The sequence below is a fragment of the Richelia sinica FACHB-800 genome (assembly GCF_014698825.1).
In the GTDB taxonomy this organism is placed as follows: domain Bacteria; phylum Cyanobacteriota; class Cyanobacteriia; order Cyanobacteriales; family Nostocaceae; genus FACHB-800.
Genome location: NZ_JACJTT010000005.1, coordinates 87,199 through 104,657, shown reverse-complemented (window position 1 = coordinate 104,657; position 17,459 = coordinate 87,199). Strand labels below are relative to the sequence as shown.

At 39.5% G+C, this 17,459-nt stretch carries 12 protein-coding genes and 1 CRISPR repeat array; of the genes, 5 read left to right on the top strand and 7 right to left on the bottom strand.

Annotated elements, in window-relative coordinates; all coding sequences use genetic code 11:
* Nucleotides 1-253 precede the first annotated feature (253 nt).
* Nucleotides 254-1,618 (top strand): sensor histidine kinase, encoded by a 1,365-nt coding sequence (locus H6G73_RS06325; protein WP_190602365.1) that lies wholly within the window; start codon nt 254-256, stop codon nt 1,616-1,618.
* 271 nt (nt 1,619-1,889) lie between these two features.
* Here the strand turns inward: H6G73_RS06325 and H6G73_RS06320 are convergent, their stop codons facing one another.
* From H6G73_RS06320 to H6G73_RS06305, 4 genes are all read right to left on the bottom strand, one after another.
* Nucleotides 1,890-3,137 (bottom strand): S-layer homology domain-containing protein, encoded by a 1,248-nt coding sequence (locus tag H6G73_RS06320; RefSeq protein WP_190602363.1) that lies wholly within the window; start codon nt 3,135-3,137, stop codon nt 1,890-1,892.
* Between the two features lie 209 nt (nt 3,138-3,346).
* Entirely contained in the window at nt 3,347-4,039 is a 693-nt protein-coding gene (locus tag H6G73_RS06315) for a conjugal transfer protein TrbI (protein WP_190602361.1), read from the bottom strand.
* Between the two features lie 142 nt (nt 4,040-4,181).
* The gene (tftA, locus tag H6G73_RS06310; RefSeq protein ID WP_190602359.1) at nt 4,182-5,537 is read right to left on the bottom strand and encodes a hormogonium tapered terminus morphoprotein TftA; all 1,356 of its coding nucleotides are present in this window, start codon (nt 5,535-5,537) and stop codon (nt 4,182-4,184) included.
* Nucleotides 5,538-5,583: 46 nt separating this feature from the next.
* Complete coding sequence (locus H6G73_RS06305) at nt 5,584-5,787, bottom strand: hypothetical protein (protein WP_190602357.1); 204 nt, start codon at nt 5,785-5,787, stop codon at nt 5,584-5,586.
* A gap of 122 nt (nt 5,788-5,909) precedes the next feature.
* Here H6G73_RS06305 and dnaG point away from each other — a divergent pair, with 122 nt between their 5' ends.
* Together dnaG and mtnA are read left to right on the top strand one after the other, a co-directional pair.
* Nucleotides 5,910-7,817, top strand: coding sequence for a DNA primase (dnaG, locus tag H6G73_RS06300; protein WP_190602356.1), 1,908 nt, complete (start codon nt 5,910-5,912; stop codon nt 7,815-7,817).
* 217 nt (nt 7,818-8,034) lie between these two features.
* Nucleotides 8,035-9,081: an S-methyl-5-thioribose-1-phosphate isomerase gene (gene mtnA / locus H6G73_RS06295; RefSeq protein ID WP_190602354.1), complete on the top strand. Its 1,047-nt coding sequence runs from the start codon at nt 8,035-8,037 to the stop codon at nt 9,079-9,081.
* A gap of 165 nt (nt 9,082-9,246) precedes the next feature.
* On the opposite strand, the gene H6G73_RS06290 is transcribed toward mtnA, so the two are convergent.
* The 3 genes from H6G73_RS06290 to H6G73_RS06280 all read right to left on the bottom strand — a co-directional run bounded on the left by H6G73_RS06290 (nt 9,247) and on the right by H6G73_RS06280 (nt 11,522).
* Nucleotides 9,247-10,434, bottom strand: a complete 1,188-nt coding sequence (locus tag H6G73_RS06290) for a TRC40/GET3/ArsA family transport-energizing ATPase (protein ID WP_190602352.1) — start codon at nt 10,432-10,434, stop codon at nt 9,247-9,249.
* A gap of 43 nt (nt 10,435-10,477) precedes the next feature.
* Nucleotides 10,478-10,870 carry a DUF2358 domain-containing protein gene (locus tag H6G73_RS06285; protein ID WP_190602350.1) on the bottom strand — a complete coding sequence of 131 codons (393 nt, stop codon included), beginning with the start codon at nt 10,868-10,870 and terminating at the stop codon, nt 10,478-10,480.
* Nucleotides 10,871-10,958: 88 nt separating this feature from the next.
* Complete coding sequence (locus tag H6G73_RS06280) at nt 10,959-11,522, bottom strand: leucine zipper domain-containing protein (RefSeq protein WP_190602348.1); 564 nt, start codon at nt 11,520-11,522, stop codon at nt 10,959-10,961.
* A 327-nt stretch (nt 11,523-11,849) separates the two neighbouring features.
* Here H6G73_RS06280 and H6G73_RS06275 point away from each other — a divergent pair, with 327 nt between their 5' ends.
* Nucleotides 11,850-12,761, top strand: coding sequence for a helix-turn-helix domain-containing protein (locus tag H6G73_RS06275; RefSeq protein ID WP_190602346.1), 912 nt, complete (start codon nt 11,850-11,852; stop codon nt 12,759-12,761).
* 253 nt (nt 12,762-13,014) lie between these two features.
* Complete coding sequence (locus H6G73_RS06270; protein ID WP_190602344.1) at nt 13,015-13,731, top strand: pirin family protein; 717 nt, start codon at nt 13,015-13,017, stop codon at nt 13,729-13,731.
* Nucleotides 13,732-14,109: 378 nt separating this feature from the next.
* A CRISPR array of direct repeats spans nt 14,110-17,189; the repeat unit is 37 nt; unit sequence GTTTCAATCCCTAATAGGGATTATATAGTTTTAAAAC.
* Nucleotides 17,190-17,459: the final 270 nt, after the last annotated feature.

Genomic DNA, 17,459 nt, shown 5'->3' with positions numbered 1-17,459 from the left:
AGATTGTAGTCATAGCTACAAAACCCGTCGTAATTATATAAGTTCTAATCTAAAAAATCAATGGTTTTTTACCTTCCGATACAACATAAGTAAGAGTTTGAAAAGGGGAGAAACACCCACCAACAGGGTAGATAAGGCTCTAGAGCCGACAATTACTGCAAATATTGAGTTAAGCTTTATTAAATAAGTGCAGTGAGATTTGGTATTTTATTGATTTTTTTGACAATCTCTCATCATGAGCCATACCTAAACAATGTTAATGTCTGCCAGTTCTGATTTTCTTGCTTTGTGTCGAGAACAAATCACGCTCCTAGCTCAAGGAATGGGAGCTTCGTTAAGTGTTGTTTATCTAACTCAAGAGTTAGTAGAAACACCAACGAAAGAGGCGCTGTTAGTGCCTGTGGTGATTTATCCAGAAACAGGTAGATTAATTAGTGGTAGGGAGTTGGGTGAAGCTACCTTAAATCAGCCTATACCAGTTGCTAGTGTTTTGGCATTACCTGATGATGTAGGGAAGTTCTCCTCAAATAGTTTAGCATCTTCTCAGTCCTCACGGGAGTCGGAAAATACAGAGGCTGGTCAACCAAATTTACATCAGGAATACTTACTCAATGGATTTCAAGTTGTATTACCCCTGATTTATGAGGGTGTGATGATGGGCTTATTGGTGACTAGGAGAGATGACCGTCCGTGGAATGAACGAGAACAAAATGAAATTCAAAGGATCGTAAAAACCCTAGCCATAGCTTGCATTTTGGACCAAAGACGAGCTTGGTTGCAGCACCAGTTAGAGGAACAGCAAATTCTACAAGAGGAACAGCGGGATTTATTGGATAATCTGTTGCACCAGTTTCGGAACCCGTTAACTGCACTACGAACTTTTGGAAAGTTGTTGCTGAAACGACTGCGACCAACGGATGCTAACCGTGATGTGGCTAGTAGTATTGTGCGGGAGAGCGATCGCTTGCAAGAATTATTGCAACAGTTTGATCGAGTCATTGACCTGACAACAGCAGATTTAGCACCTGTTTCTTTACCTAAATCGGAAGTGGTTGTAGAAGCAACTATCCACAAAGAACCCAAACCAGCATTATTATTACCAGGTTCTGGTGAACAAGCTATTGATTGTAGCATTACAGATTTATTAACACCATTATTAACATCTGCTCAGGCTATTGCCCAAGAGAGAAATTTACAATTACTGGCTGATATTTCGCCTCAGTTACCATTAGTAAAAGTGAACATAAAAGCTTTACGAGAAGTGTTAAGTAACATTCTTGATAATGCTTTGAAATATACTCCATCTGGTGGAAAAATTTTAGTGCAAGTAGGGCAAGAAAAAGGAGATTTTCAAGGGATAGTGATTAGTGATACTGGCCCTGGTATTCCTCCAGAAGATTTACAACATTTAGGAGAAAGATATTATCGGGGAGTGCAAGCACAGACGGAAATTCCGGGAACTGGTTTGGGTATCTCGATTGCGAAACAATTAATAGAACAAATGCAGGGAAAAATAGAAGTTTTGAGTCCAGCAATTCATTCGGTGATTACTACACCAAAAAGCCCTGGAACAACATTTATTATTTGGTTACCACAGGCAGAAGCAGGTGATAGGTGACAGGTGAAAGTGCTAAAAGTATTTGGATTTCTAGGTTGTAGTTTGAGTTAATGTCCTAACTACCTTATCTAGGTCTCTAAAAATCAAAAATAATTGCTGAAATTGGCAAAGAAATGCGGGCAAGATGCCCGCTCCACGACAGATTGGTTTGATGTTATAGCAACGTACAGAGCGTTGAGGATATTAACTAAAACTGAGGCAATGAAAGGCTGTTAGCATAGACATCTGCAAGAATGTGCAAATTAGACTATAATCACCAATTGAGATGGTATTATTTGAGAGAAATTGGTAAGTTTTGATTGATGGTCATTTGTAAATCTGTATTGGGTTCAATGGCGATTAATTCAACACTGGTTTTGCCTAAAAATAGACTAATTAAAGCACCAATTCCTGCACCGCCTAAAATCTCTTCTGTAGCAATGGCGCGATCGCCTGTGACTGCTGCGACGGCTGCGGCTGCACCTGCACCCAAAACGGTATTTTGAATGATTGTACCAGTGCTAGCGCCTTTAGTGACGGTTTCGGTTTTGGTAATCACATTAGAGGTGGCACTCAGGGTATACTCTTCACCTGTAGTTAATACTAATTTCTGCGCCACAAATTGAGAACCGCCTTGAGCAGGTTTCAGTTGACCAACCACCTCACTACCCGCAGGAATTAAGATGCGTTTATCTTGGGTGATAATATTTTGGGCAACTGTCAAGGTGAGAGGTGCTGTTTCTTCTTTAGTGACTAGTATTTTTTTCGCTTTTTCATACTTGACTGGAATCACCGTACCCTGAGGAATAGTGACTGATGTTGCCACTGGTGGTGTAGTAGTACCTTGCAGAGTGACGATGTAAGGTGAGTTAATAGCTGTGGCTTGGTTTGTGCTGACCAATGCTTGATAAATAAAGGCTGCTACTTGAGCACGGGTAGCACTGGTGGTAGGGTTGAGAAATTTAACGTTGGGATAATTGACGACTATTTTCTTTTCTGTAGCCGCAGCTATGGGACTGCGGGCATAATCAGCGATGTTATTGGCATCGTTGTAAAATTGTAAGATATTGGTGACACTACCACTGGCGGTATATTCTAAACCGTTGGCGAGGGAAACTAAAACCTGTTGACGGGGAATGGCTTCACCGGGCTTAAACTTGTTCCCTGGATATCCTGACATAAAACCAGTGGTGTAGGCTGTTTGGATCGCACTATATCCCCAATAGTTGCTAGCAACATCAGTAAAATTAATAGCTGACCGCTTTGCTGCTTTGGTAAAAGCTTTGTTTAACATGGCAGCAAATTGAGCGCGGGTCACTGGTTCTTCGGGACGGAAGCTACCATCAGGGAATCCTGCAACTATACCCCGCTGGGATAACTCGCGAATGAATTGCGAGGCCCAATAACTAGATTGAACGTCGGTAAAGGTGGTTTGAGCCAGAGAAGGTGTAATGGTGAGGAAGGGTGATACACTACCGACTGCAACACCCAAGGCCATAACGAAAGCTGTTTTTGATTGACAAAAGTTTCGAGTCAACATTGATTTTTATGGTGTTAGTATGATTTCCCTGGTATTTCCAAAGACTTTGAGAGCCATCAACAGTTTCCAAAGTTTATATTTTTTTGTCAAAAATATTACAAATTTGCCATAATTCTCAATATCTACAAATGGAGCGATCGCTTGTCTGTAATTTTAGGCGATCGCTCTATGCAATTAATTAAATTCACCAATGACATTGAGTTAATCTACTAACGGTTCAGTCTTAAACTCGAAGTTAGGGTAATGTCTAAATCTTGTTCTGGTCTTAAAACGAAGACTTCAGCAGTTCTTTTCCGTAATAACACACTTGCTAAGGCTCCTGCCGCACCACCAGCTACAGGTTCTAAAACTTCTATTTTCCTATTGCCGGTAATTAAAGCTATCACACTGGCCGCACCTGCACCGATAGCTGCATCAGTTAAAACCTGTCCTGTATCAGCACCTGTGCTAATTTTTTCTGTGGTTGTAATAGTCCGGGAATTAGCACTAATTGATTGACGACGACCAGAAGAAAATACTAATTCTTTGGCAACAAAACGTACACCTTTACGGCTTTGATTACTATTATTGTTATAGTAACCATCATCTAAATTAACTGCCTGTAATTCACCAACAACTTCTGTATTTGCAGGAATTAAAATATTGCGATTCCTGTCAATCACATCCTCAGCAATTCTCAAAGTTAAAGCTAAATTTTCCCCTGGCTTAACGATAACTTTTTCTTTTTCATAGGTGACAGGTAAAGTCACATTGGCAGGAATTGTCACAAACCGAGATTGATTGAGATTGAATCCTTGAGCTTGAACAGGACGCAATGTGAATAAAGGTGTAACTACACTACTGGTAATTGCCATAGCCATGAGTGTAGCTGTGCCAGATTGCCAACGTATAAGACGACTCATAGGTTATATTCCAAATTATGAATGATGGGTAGAATGACGTGGGTTTACTGAGATAGTTTCTACTTTTTTACCAACATCAAACTGACATGATTGTAGATGGTCATGCTCTCGATGACGGGGGCTATATATAATTGTTCCTTGCTTAATCAATTAACTTGGCAGATTGATATAATCTCTTTAACATGGCTATAATTTTCGCACCATAATCTAAATCTGCCGACCATCTACCGGATAGTTGTTCAATTGATGGGGCAATGCCTCTAGTTACAAATCGAAATCGCGGATCTACCTCTTCTTTAACTAAAGGTTCTAAACTTGCATAGGCTTTTAAATGTTGAATATGCGCTCTCACGCCAATTCTAGCACTGGGGAAAGTTGCTGCCTCTGAACCACCACCAATTGACCCTAAGCCGGCAAAGTTATTTTGCTCAGGTTTTAAATCTCCCCCAAAGCGTAAAAAATCTGTTTCTAAACACATTTGACAAAAAGCAATATCATAGTTTACCCCTTCAATTGCACCCTCTTCTCGATAGAGTTTCGGCAGGTCTGGGAATTTCATCAGACCATTTTCATTATTCTTTTGGAGGAAAAGTTGCAATTGTAATTCAGTAGTATGACCATTAGCAATAATCTGATTGAGTTGTCCAGCACAAACTGTCAAAATTGACCGTAAATTCAAAGTTCGGGTAGAACTATCCCAACTGACAGAAATATTAAAATCTTTCAATTCAATCGCTTTAATATAAACAATGCGGCGGTAGGTAAGCCGGCGGACTTGGGGTGCTGTTGATAGGTCTATGCGTAAGCGATCTGCTAAATCAATGGGAATATAAGCATTACCATTAATTAATATTCCTTGTTCAAAATAATTTTGACCGTTAATGTTAATATTAATTTGCGGGTAGTTAGCTTCTGGTGTGGTATCTGGACTAGGGTCAATAGCTCGACTCCAAGCTACAAGTCCATCGACAATTCCTAATGCAAAATCCCGACGACGACTTTGAAGTAAGGTACGGTCATCGGGGCTACTGATAAAACCCACTTGTAGCAATAAAGAAGCGATCGCAGTTCGTCGGCAAAATGTTAAACTACCTAAACCACTATCTGTATCTGGTTTGGCACCGCGATTAGGTAACTGAGGAACACGACGCAACAAGCCAGTCAGTACCAATTCCGCGTGTTGTTTACGCTGGTCATTGTTCGCAATATAGAAAATGCTGCCCCCACGTACAGAAGGATTATTGGCCGCATCAGCATGAATTTCTATTGCCACATCCTTAGGACGAGCGCGAGAATTAATCCAATCGATAGTTCGGGCCGCACTTAAATCATCAGGAACCCCCAAAACTTCTATGTTTCGTGCCCTGAGTTCCGTGACCATTAAATCCCGTAACAAAATCATTTCTCTAGCTTCAGTTGTACCACCAGCGATCGCACCCGGATCAATTCCCCCTGCTTCCTTACCCCCGTGGGCCGCAGAAATAAAAATCCTTCCCATTTCTCAAATTCCCGTTGTTAAGCTTTAGCGTATGCAATTTTAGCCGTTATTCTTGAATTCGCAACAACAATATAATAGGTGACACAGGGAAGAAGACAGAAGTTACAGAAGTTGCAGAAGTTACAGGAGTTGCAGGAGTTACAGTAGTTGCAGGAGTTACAGTAGTTGCAGGAGTTACAGAATAATTCATACCATTACTGTTTAATTCTTGAATTTTTAAACTTCTGTTCACGTAGCGTGCCGTAAGCATACTCCTGACCTTTTGTTCGCGCAGCGTGCCGGAGGCATACTTCTGAACTTCTGAACTTCTGAACTTCTGAACTTCTGAACTCCTGAACTTCTGAACTTCTGAACTCCTGAACTCCTAACCAAATGCAAATTCCTCGTTTACACCCAGACACGATTGAAGAAGTGAAACACCGGGCCGATGTTGTTGATGTGGTCTCGGAGTATGTGGTATTGCGGAAGCGTGGGAAAGATTTTGTGGGGTTATGCCCTTTTCATGAAGAAAAAAGTCCTAGCTTTACAGTTAGTCCCAGCAAGCAAATGTACTTTTGCTTTGGCTGTCAAGCAGGGGGTAATGCAATTAAGTTTTTGATGGAGGTGGGAAAACGCCAATTTACAGAGGTGGTTCTAGATTTAGCCAAGCGTTATCAAGTCCCGATTAAAACCTTGGAACCTGAACAAAGACAGGAATTGCAGCGTCAGTTGTCTTTGCGGGAACAATTATATGAAGTGGTGGCTTCTGCATCCCAATTTTATCAACATGCTCTGCGCCAATCTTTAGGCAACAGGGCAATGGAATATTTACATCAACGACAAATCCAAGCAGAAACCATCCAGCAATTTGGTTTAGGTTATGCACCAGCAGGTTGGGAAACCCTGTACCGCTATTTGGTAGAAAATAAACGCTATCCAGTCCAACTGGTGGAAAAAGCAGGTTTAATTAAACCACGCAAGGAAGGAAGCGGTTATTATGATGTATTTCGCGATCGCTTGATGATTCCCATTCGCGATGTGCAAGGACGGGTAATTGCCTTTGGTGGGAGAACTTTGACCGATGAACAACCGAAATATCTCAACTCCCCGGAAACAGAATTATTCAATAAAGGAAAAACCCTATTTGCCTTAGACTTAGCTAAAAATGGTATTTCCCAAGATGATCGAGCAGTGGTAGTGGAGGGATATTTTGATGCGATCGCACTCCACGCAGCTGGGATTGACAACGCCGTTGCATCCTTGGGTACAGCTTTAAGTTTAGAACAAGTCCGCCTGCTTTTACGCTACACCGACTCCAAACAACTAATTCTTAACTTCGACGCAGATAAAGCCGGTACCAACGCAGCCGAACGTGCCATTGGGGAAATCGCCACTCTAGCCTATAAAGGTGAAGTCCAGTTAAAAATTTTGAACCTCCCCAACGGTAAAGACGCTGACGAATACCTACATACTCACACAGCCACAGACTATCAGCAACTATTAGTCAATGCACCCCTGTGGTTAGATTGGCAGATTCAGCAAACTATACAAAATAAAGACCTCCGCCAAGCCACAGAATTTCAACAAGTCTCCCAACAGCTAGTAAAACTATTGAAAAATATAGTTAATAGTGATACACTAAATTACTATATTTCCTACTGTGCAGAAATACTCAGCTTAGGGGACGCTAGATTAATACCCCTACGAGTAGAAAATCTACTAACTCAAATATCACCTGCAACCGTTCAACCCTCAAGTTTACGGGTACGCAAGCAGGAACCAACAACGCCAAAGCTATCTCTAATCACCACTGAACGTAGTCTATTAGAACAAGCTGAGGCGTTATTATTGCGTGTATATCTACACTGTCCTCCCCATCGTCAAGAAATTATCCACGAGCTAGAAACACGCAACTTAGAATTTAGCCTTTCCCATCACCGCTTTTTGTGGCAAACAATATCTGAATTTACAGTCAATGAATCTAACTTAATTTCTAGCTTACAAAACATTTATTTAGAATCAGGTGAAGAATTAGAATTTGTTTCTCATTTATTTCATCTCAGTGAAAAAAGCAAGAAAGAAATTATCCGTACTCCCCAAGTTATTCAAGCTTCATTAGCTTGTTTAGAAAGAGTCTTTCGCGAAAAACGCTATCGTCACTATTTAGAAATGTGGGAAAAAACTGACCCTCAACTAGAGCCAGAACGTTGGCAATCCTATTATCAAGCATTTTACACCGAAAAAATGCGCCTGCAAGAATTAGATAAGCAACGTCAATTTTCTTTCACAGAACTAATTTAATTCGTTGTTCTTATCAATCTAGGACTTACACAGTGACATAAAACAGCAAATATGTGTCAAGGGAAAGACCATATTTTTCGTAGGGGTTTAGCATTGCTAAACCCCTACAACATGAGACGATTTACCATCAATTGAAGAAAAATAATTTGACTTATGGACTAGGTGCGAATCACAATATTTGCATATTGAATCTTCAATGGGGAATTTTTAAATTTTTATGCTTTATCCCGTAGTTTGGCATAATGACTCAGTGGTACTCATCGACCAAACCCGCTTACCAAATGAGTATGCTGCGGTGGAAATTCACCGCAGTGAGGACATGGCGGAAGCTATTAGAACTATGATTGTCAGAGGTGCGCCGGCTATTGGTGTAGCTGCTGCCTACGGGATGTACTTGGGCGCTAGGGAAATAGAAACTGATGACCGCCAAGTCTTTTTAGAAAAATTAGAACAAGTTGCTGATTTATTACGTTCCACTCGACCAACCGCAGTAAATTTATTTTGGGCTATTGGGCGAATGCTGAAAACCGCCTATGAAATTTTAGGCACAGTGGCCGAAATCAAACAAACTTTGCTGGAAACTGCCCAAGCTATTCAACTGGAAGATTTACAAACATGTCAAGCCATTGGTGATCACGGTTTGGCAGCTTTACCAAAAACTCCAGAAAAGCTGACTTTATTAACTCATTGTAATGCTGGCGCTTTGGCTACTGCTGGTTATGGTACGGCGTTGGGTGTGGTGCGTTCTGCTTGGCGAGAAGGAAGGTTAACCAGGGTGTTTGCCGATGAAACCCGTCCTCGCTTACAAGGTGCAAAACTCACGGCTTGGGAATGTGTGCAAGAAGGTATTCCTGTGACTGTGATTACTGATAATATGGCTGCCCATTGCATGAAGCAAGGTTTAATTCATGCTGTGGTTGTGGGTGCAGATAGAATCGCTGCTAATGGTGATACTGCTAATAAAATTGGTACTTATAGTTTAGCTATAGTTGCCAAGGCTCACAATATACCTTTCTTTGTAGCTGCACCTCTATCTACTGTAGATTTTGAATTAGCGGATGGTAGTCAAATTCCCATTGAAGAACGAAACCCAGTGGAGATTTACCAAGTTGGTGATACGGTGCTTACGCCATCTGGTGTGGAATTTTATAACCCAGCTTTTGATGTGACACCAGCAGAGTTAATTACGGCGATTATTACTGAAAATGGTGCTTTTGCACCGGGTAATCTTGTCTGTGCTTATTCTACAGGAACGGTGGGTTAAGTTCTGGTGTAGTATCTCTTTTTTGTCAGAAATCTGGTGATGATTTCTTGGATAGAGATGTATTCAGCAGGGATAAAGACACTTTCTAACGTATTTTTTTGGGTTTCCTCTTCCCTGCTAGATATCATCTCTAAATTGAAGCCATGAAAATTTAATTGGCTGTATTTACACTTTTACGCCATCAGCAAAGCGGATTTTTAAATAATCTTCTTCCATCTTTGCACCGGCTGGTTGAAGTGCGGCTAGGGCTTGGGGTAAGACTAAGTTACGGCGATGATTACCAATTGTGATATTTAATTCATCTCCACTTTTACTGAGTTGAATTTGGCTTTTAGGGATGTTGGGTAAATATAATTCCAGGCTATATTGATTGTTTTCCTGTACAACGCGGATAGTGGTTTCTTTGTAATAAACCTGGGTTGGATCTTCATCTTTGTAGAGAGTATCTTTCAATCTTTCTAGGGCTGCTAAACCACACATTTCTGCTGAGAAGAGTGGAATTTCTTTCACTGGGAGGGGGTGGAAGTTTTCATGGATTTCTTGGCGATATTGTTCTTGATTTTCTTTCCATCTTTGGAAAAATGGATCTTCCACTTCTTTGGGAATAATGCGGTTAGCTACCACTAAATCTGTGGCGACATTATATAAACTCAAATAGGCATGAGCACGGAGAGATTCTTTAATCACCATTTTTTCTGGGTTGGTGACTAGACGCACTGAGGTTTGGGTATTGTCGGTCAATACTTTTTCTAGGGCTTCGATTTGTTCATAAAATTCATAGGGTGCGTCCATTACCTCTTTGTCAGGGAGAGAGAAGCCAGCAATGGGTTTAAAGATTGGTTCAACTAGAGGTCTGAGGGCTACAGAAATATTTTGGAATGGTTTGTAGAACCGACGCATATACCAACCACCGACTTCTGGTAAGCTCAATAGACGCAATGCTGTACCAGTGGGGGCAGAGTCAATAATTAAAACGTCAAAGTCTCCTTCATCATAGTGACGTTTCATTCTGACCAAGCCGAAAATTTCATCCATGCCTGGTAAGATAGCTAATTCTTCTGCCTGTATTCCTTCTAAACCCCGCGCTTGTAATACTTGGGTAATGTAGCGTTTCACTGCACCCCAGTTGCCTTCTAGTTCTTTGAGGGCATCTAGTTCTGCACCCCAAAGGTTAGGACGGATGTTGCGGGGTTCGTGTGCTAGTTCTAGGTCGAAACTATCTGCTAAGGAATGAGCAGGGTCTGTGCTTAAAACTAGGGTTCGATAGCCTAGTTCTGCACAGCGAAGTCCAGTAGCGGCAGCAACGGAGGTTTTACCTACGCCACCTTTCCCAGTCATTAAGATTACTCGCATGTATGGTTCTGTCCTGCCTGAATTTTATTTACATTTATTTACATTATCGACTCTTGACGGAAAAGAAATGCTGTTTGACCACATCAAACTGGGAACTATGCCAATAATCTCTGTGGGAAATGATTAATCCTTCAGGGTTGAGAGACAGTTCACTCCAACCAGAAATAGAAATACGGGGTTGCCAAGGCAGTGGAGAAGTCCAGTTTAATGTCCATTCACTTTTAATTATGTCTCCTTGACGTTGAATGTTATGTAATTCCATTTTGGCGTTTAGGAAGAAGGTGTGGATGAACTGAATCATCAACTTGTAAAGCTTGATACCACGAAACTTAAAAACAGGATCTTGAAAGTAAACGTCTGGTGCGTAAATACTATAGGTTTGATTAACAGGAAATCTTTGATAGTCCTGTTGGAGAATATCAAGGATGTCGGTCATAGGTGATGAAAGATAACGGTGATGGGCCAATGGGTCTGTGTATCTTGTTGGTATTGAAGTTTCATTAAGATTGTGGGGGGCTTGTAAATTACAGTTCATGCCAAAGACGTTCTAACTGTGTTTGCCAAGCTGCTAGCATTTGTTCACGCAAGGCGGAAGTTTGGTTGATTTCCCCTAATAAGCCTTCTGCGTAAAATCTTTCTAGGTTTTGCATGGTGGCTTGTAATGTTTGACCTTGTTGTTTTGCGACTTGAATGATTTGCCGCATCCGAGTTTCTACTAAACGGTTGAAGACATCATTGACACCAGTTTGATATAAAGAAATGAGACGAGCGATCGCATGACTCAAGTCTGCACTCACTAAAGTGCCGCTATTATGTTGAAATACCCCCCACAATACCCCATCATATACAGCGTAACGTGTTTCCTGGGTGTCATCAAAGTTAGCCTCTAGGAATTGGGTTAAAAAGGCTTCAGCTTCTTGTAAAGGCAAAATGGGTAATAAAACTCTCAGCCATGTATGATCTTCTGAGAGCAACACTAAGAGGCGATAATCGGTATTTTCTACTTGCCAAGAACCTGGTGCAATGGTTTGTACTGCTTCTGCACCAAATAACTCTGTGAGGGTGACGGCGATTGCTTCTGGTGTCATAATTTTTTGTGAACTTTAGCATCTAGGGTAACGCTTTCAGGTTCACGAAGTGAAACATAAACTTGCAAATACATTCATGCCTTGTCAATACTTGGTGAAATCAAAAACTACCAGATTGAAACAATGGAAAATTCCCTGTATTGGCAAGGGTTTCAGATGATTACAATGGGAGATTTGCAGCTTCTAGTCCCAGAACATAATGGATTTTGGATCTGAATTGCTTAGTAGCAAATTGTTTCTTACTCGAAGTTTTTTCTTGAGAATAGTCTAGGATATGTACACTGACACCTAAACAACAATTATATTTATCTCTCTGACGTGAAAACGATGGGACAAGAGAAACGTTTAACTGTTGACTGTGTTCACGAACATTCCTGTGCAGACATTGTACCGCGATCGCCCTTACTCTCTAGTTACAATGCTAGTTGGCATGGGGTGAATCTAGAGTATCATCGTCAGCCCAGCCATGAAACTCCTGAACACTTCTTTCAACAGCATATCGTAGTTATTAGTCTTGATGCCAAGAACACCAAGGCCGAGCGAATATTAAACGGTAAACTCCAAACAGAATCGATTTATAGTGGTGATGTTATTATCATCCCAGCCAAGACTGATCACCTTTCTCGATGGGATAAAGAGGGAGAATTTCTACTGTTGAGCATAGAACCTGCTTTCTTTCAACGTACTGCTTTTGAGTCAGGAGATTTTCACAATATTCATTTACTTCCTCATTTCGCTACACCTGATCACTTAATTCAGCAAATTGGATTATCACTCAAATCAGAACTGGAATTTGATGGCAAAGGTACGCGTATTTATGTTCAATCACTAACCAATGCCCTGTGTATGCATTTAATTAGGCATTATTCTACATTTAGTGCGAACACTACCAATACTTCTCAGGGTAAAGGTTTATCACAACGGAAGTTACAAAAAGCTATTTCCTACATTCAGGAAAACTTACAAACAGATTTATCTTTACCAGATATTTCTGCTTTTGTAGATATGAGTATGTATCACTTTTCTCGATTATTCAAGCAGTCAACTGGTTTTGCACCCCACCAGTATGTATTAAACTGTCGCATTGAAGAAGGGAAAAGACTATTAACTCATACCGAGAAAACCATTGATGAAATATCTCGACTAGTGGGTTTTCAAAATCAAAGTCACTTTACTAGCGTGTTTCGGAAATTTGTCGGTACAACACCCAAGGTGTACAGAGAACAGGTGAAAATTTAGAATCAAGATTTTTCTGTGGCTAAATCTTGGCTCTGAAGCGTAACTAAATGCCTATATAAATCATAGGGAAATACCATAGTTACTTTTTGGTAAGTAGCTTACTTTTTAGTGCGTACTTTCATTTTTAGGTGTATATCTTCTAAGATAATTGTTAGGTTCAGGGAATTGGTTCTAGCAATTACCAATTCTTTGACTTTTTCCAAGATTACACAATTTTTCTTTGCCTAATTAATATCTATCTCTATCAAAGATTATGACTAACAACACAATTAACTACCTAATTCATGATAGAAACTTACGGGGTCGGAGTCAAATAGGTTGGCTTGATAGTTATCATACATTTTCCTTTAGCCATTTCTATGATCCGAATCGGATGGGCTTCCGTTCTTTGAGAGTTATTAATGATGACCGCATTGCTCCTGGTGCTGGATTTCCTACCCATGGACATCGAGATATGGAAATTCTCACCTATGTTTTATCAGGTGCGGTTGAACATAAAGATAGCTTGGGTACAGGGTCTGTAATTCGTCCTGGTGAAGTTCAAGTGATGAGTGCAGGAACTGGAATTACTCACAGCGAATTTAATCATTCTGATACTGAAGATTTACACTTGTTACAAATTTGGATTGTTCCCAACCAACAAGGATTAACTCCCAGGTATGAACAAAAAGTTTTTCCTCTAGAAGAAAAGCAAGGAAAATTACGTCTCATTGCAGCTAAAGATGGACGAGATGGGGCTGTAACTATACATCAAGATGTTGATTTATATGGTGCGGTTTTAGAATCTGGTGATGTGATTAAATATCATGTACCATCTACTCGTTATGCTTGGTTACAAATTGCTCAAGGTGTGGCTAATTTGAATGGTGAGGAATTAAGGGCAGGTGATGGGGTACAAGTTAATGGAGCGGAAGATTTAGAAATTACCACTAATATCAAAGCGGAAATATTGTTGTTTGATTTGGGGTAAGTTAATTATGTTATATTCTGGAAAATGATTGGGGATTTTGAAAGGTAATTGGTTTAATGTGCCAGCGGATATTTATTGGTGCGTTAAGTCGTTGTGTATTTAGTTGATATTAAGTCTTGTGGTGCGGATATTGTGTCCACAAGGCTTAAGTTTTTATGATGATAAAATTTAGCTGTATAACAGATAAGAAAATAGCCTATTGGGTTGTTAATGGAAATATTGATTTTGTGTTGCAATAATATTTTTTTGTTTCACGCAAAGGCGCAAAGGCGCAAAGAAGAGAACACAAAGAAGAACTTTTGTAAGATGTCTGGCCCCTAATAGAGATTATATAGTTTTAAAACTAAAAATACGTGTTTTATTTGTGTCTCTGTCCAGGTTTCAATCCCTAATAGGGATTATATAGTTTTAAAACCTAGCCTGTTCCCAGGTTCTTGTAAGCGAAATCGCTCGTTTCAATCCCTAATAGGGATTATATAGTTTTAAAACCTCCTTTAAAAATTCCAAGAGTGCTAACTTTAAGAGTTTCAATCCCTAATAGGGATTATATAGTTTTAAAACGGGAATACAGGTTGCTCGCAGGTGGTCTCTGTGAGGTTTCAATCCCTAATAGGGATTATATAGTTTTAAAACCTAGAGCTTTTTTGGCTTCGGCTATTTCGGCTTCTGTTTCAATCCCTAATAGGGATTATATAGTTTTAAAACGTGATATTTATCATCTGGCCATTGCCCAGAAAGAGTTTCAATCCCTAATAGGGATTATATAGTTTTAAAACGATATGATGAGCTTCTGGTAAAAGGGCTGATGAAGTTTCAATCCCTAATAGGGATTATATAGTTTTAAAACAAGGATGAAATCGAAGAACTTCAATTAGATGAGGATGTTTCAATCCCTAATAGGGATTATATAGTTTTAAAACTTTAGCTAAATTTTTGAGTTCACGGACGGCACGTTTGTTTCAATCCCTAATAGGGATTATATAGTTTTAAAACATCTCTGTTAATTGGTGCGGTATCTGGCTTGACTTGGTTTCAATCCCTAATAGGGATTATATAGTTTTAAAACACCACTTTGGTTTGACTGGGTTAGTTCACCTCAAACCAGTTTCAATCCCTAATAGGGATTATATAGTTTTAAAACGCTGGACGAGAGGAAGCATTATTTTTACCACTTGGGTTTCAATCCCTAATAGGGATTATATAGTTTTAAAACTCTTCTGTAACCCTTACCACACAAGGGTTTTACAAGTTTCAATCCCTAATAGGGATTATATAGTTTTAAAACGACTTCCTTCACGTTGAGTTCACCAACATGAGGCACGTTTCAATCCCTAATAGGGATTATATAGTTTTAAAACAGAAATCATTCTATACATACTCAGTTTGTAATAAATCAGTTTCAATCCCTAATAGGGATTATATAGTTTTAAAACCTAACTCCTGAAGCGATCGCCCAAGTAGCGAAGGTGTGTTTCAATCCCTAATAGGGATTATATAGTTTTAAAACCTATGTAACTCCTCAAGGAGGAACCTTCTCAGGCTCGTTTCAATCCCTAATAGGGATTATATAGTTTTAAAACTTGAGCTGCAAGCTTGTGACGAACTCCGCCAGATGCGAGTTTCAATCCCTAATAGGGATTATATAGTTTTAAAACCTTGCCATTCGCTATACAGATTGTTCCACGCATAAGCAAGTTTCAATCCCTAATAGGGATTATATAGTTTTAAAACCGTATGAGGAAATTTGGAGCATCTGCCAAAGACTTGTTTCAATCCCTAATAGGGATTATATAGTTTTAAAACTGGGTAGAGATGCCTTGGTTGCTAACAATTGATGAGTTTCAATCCCTAATAGGGATTATATAGTTTTAAAACTTCTTCTCCGATGACTTGGGCGATGGCAGCGACAAAGTTTCAATCCCTAATAGGGATTATATAGTTTTAAAACAGATATATCACTACACTCCCCAACAGAATTTAGTGTTTCAATCCCTAATAGGGATTATATAGTTTTAAAACTTGATGTGGGGCTTTGGTGGTAACGTCCCTCTTAATGTTTCAATCCCTAATAGGGATTATATAGTTTTAAAACATTATCGGGTATTTGATAGGTATGCCGTTGATGTTTCAATCCCTAATAGGGATTATATAGTTTTAAAACTGAGCAAAACCGCCAATCAACTTTCTGCATAGAGAAGTTTCAATCCCTAATAGGGATTATATAGTTTTAAAACTTGATATGTTCCGCTCTCGCGGTTAGTTCATCTAGTTTCAATCCCTAATAGGGATTATATAGTTTTAAAACCAGGTTACGTCCCCTGGTGATTCGGTGTGGACAAGTTTCAATCCCTAATAGGGATTATATAGTTTTAAAACCATCGGCACAGAGATGGAAATCCGCATGGACGATGTTTCAATCCCTAATAGGGATTATATAGTTTTAAAACTATTGTTTGACGGGGAGATTTTAGGCAAGCCTTCGTTTCAATCCCTAATAGGGATTATATAGTTTTAAAACTAGAGCCTTTGTCCTGTTTGTTGAAGTGATTAGAAGTTTCAATCCCTAATAGGGATTATATAGTTTTAAAACGGGAATCATCTATAGAGTGAGAATAGCTGTCTATGTTTCAATCCCTAATAGGGATTATATAGTTTTAAAACCTAACGACAAGCTCGATTTCCTGACAGACCTTTGTTTCAATCCCTAATAGGGATTATATAGTTTTAAAACCAGACACGACACGACCGCAATGAGTCACTTTTTGGGAGGAGTTTCAATCCCTAATAGGGATTATATAGTTTTAAAACCATCCATAATGCTTGGATGCTATCAAATGACCTCGGTGTTTCAATCCCTAATAGGGATTATATAGTTTTAAAACATGCAACTGCTAATGCAGCCAAAACCTTAGCATCAGTTTCAATCCCTAATAGGGATTATATAGTTTTAAAACCCCGATAACCAGTTTTACCATCCAGGATGGTCAGGTTTCAATCCCTAATAGGGATTATATAGTTTTAAAACTTATTCAGACTTTTGACAAAGCCCGAAAAAGTTCTAGTTTCAATCCCTAATAGGGATTATATAGTTTTAAAACGCGGTGATTGCCCTATCGAAGTAACCTTAATTGACTGTGTTTCAATCCCTAATAGGGATTATATAGTTTTAAAACATTGTGGGGGCCGGGTTACTTGCTTATCGCGCCGTTTCAATCCCTAATAGGGATTATATAGTTTTAAAACGCGAAGTCCTCACCACTATCGGTAGTATATATAGTTTCAATCCCTAATAGGGATTATATAGTTTTAAAACCCCAAAGGCACTAGCCCAACTTGGGGAGAACAGGAGTTTCAATCCCTAATAGGGATTATATAGTTTTAAAACGTTCCATGCAATCTAGCCATACTTAGTCCTATTGTAGTTTCAATCCCTAATAGGGATTATATAGTTTTAAAACTGCGGTAGGCTGAAACCATTTTTATATTTAGTTTTCAAGGTACGGTTGTGCGAACTGATTAAAATTATATGGTTTTGCCAGTTGGTTGGCAAGAGTACAAGGAAATAAAAAATCAAAAAAGTCTTTTCCTGTAAGGGTTTGAGGCTTTGCGCGGATGTGATTTAGAGGATAAATGCTGGAAATCGTTGCTGTGATTGAGATAGAGGCAATTTTCTCACGGCTTCCATTTTTACACCTACCTATCCGCGCATTTTGGAACCTGAAACCATG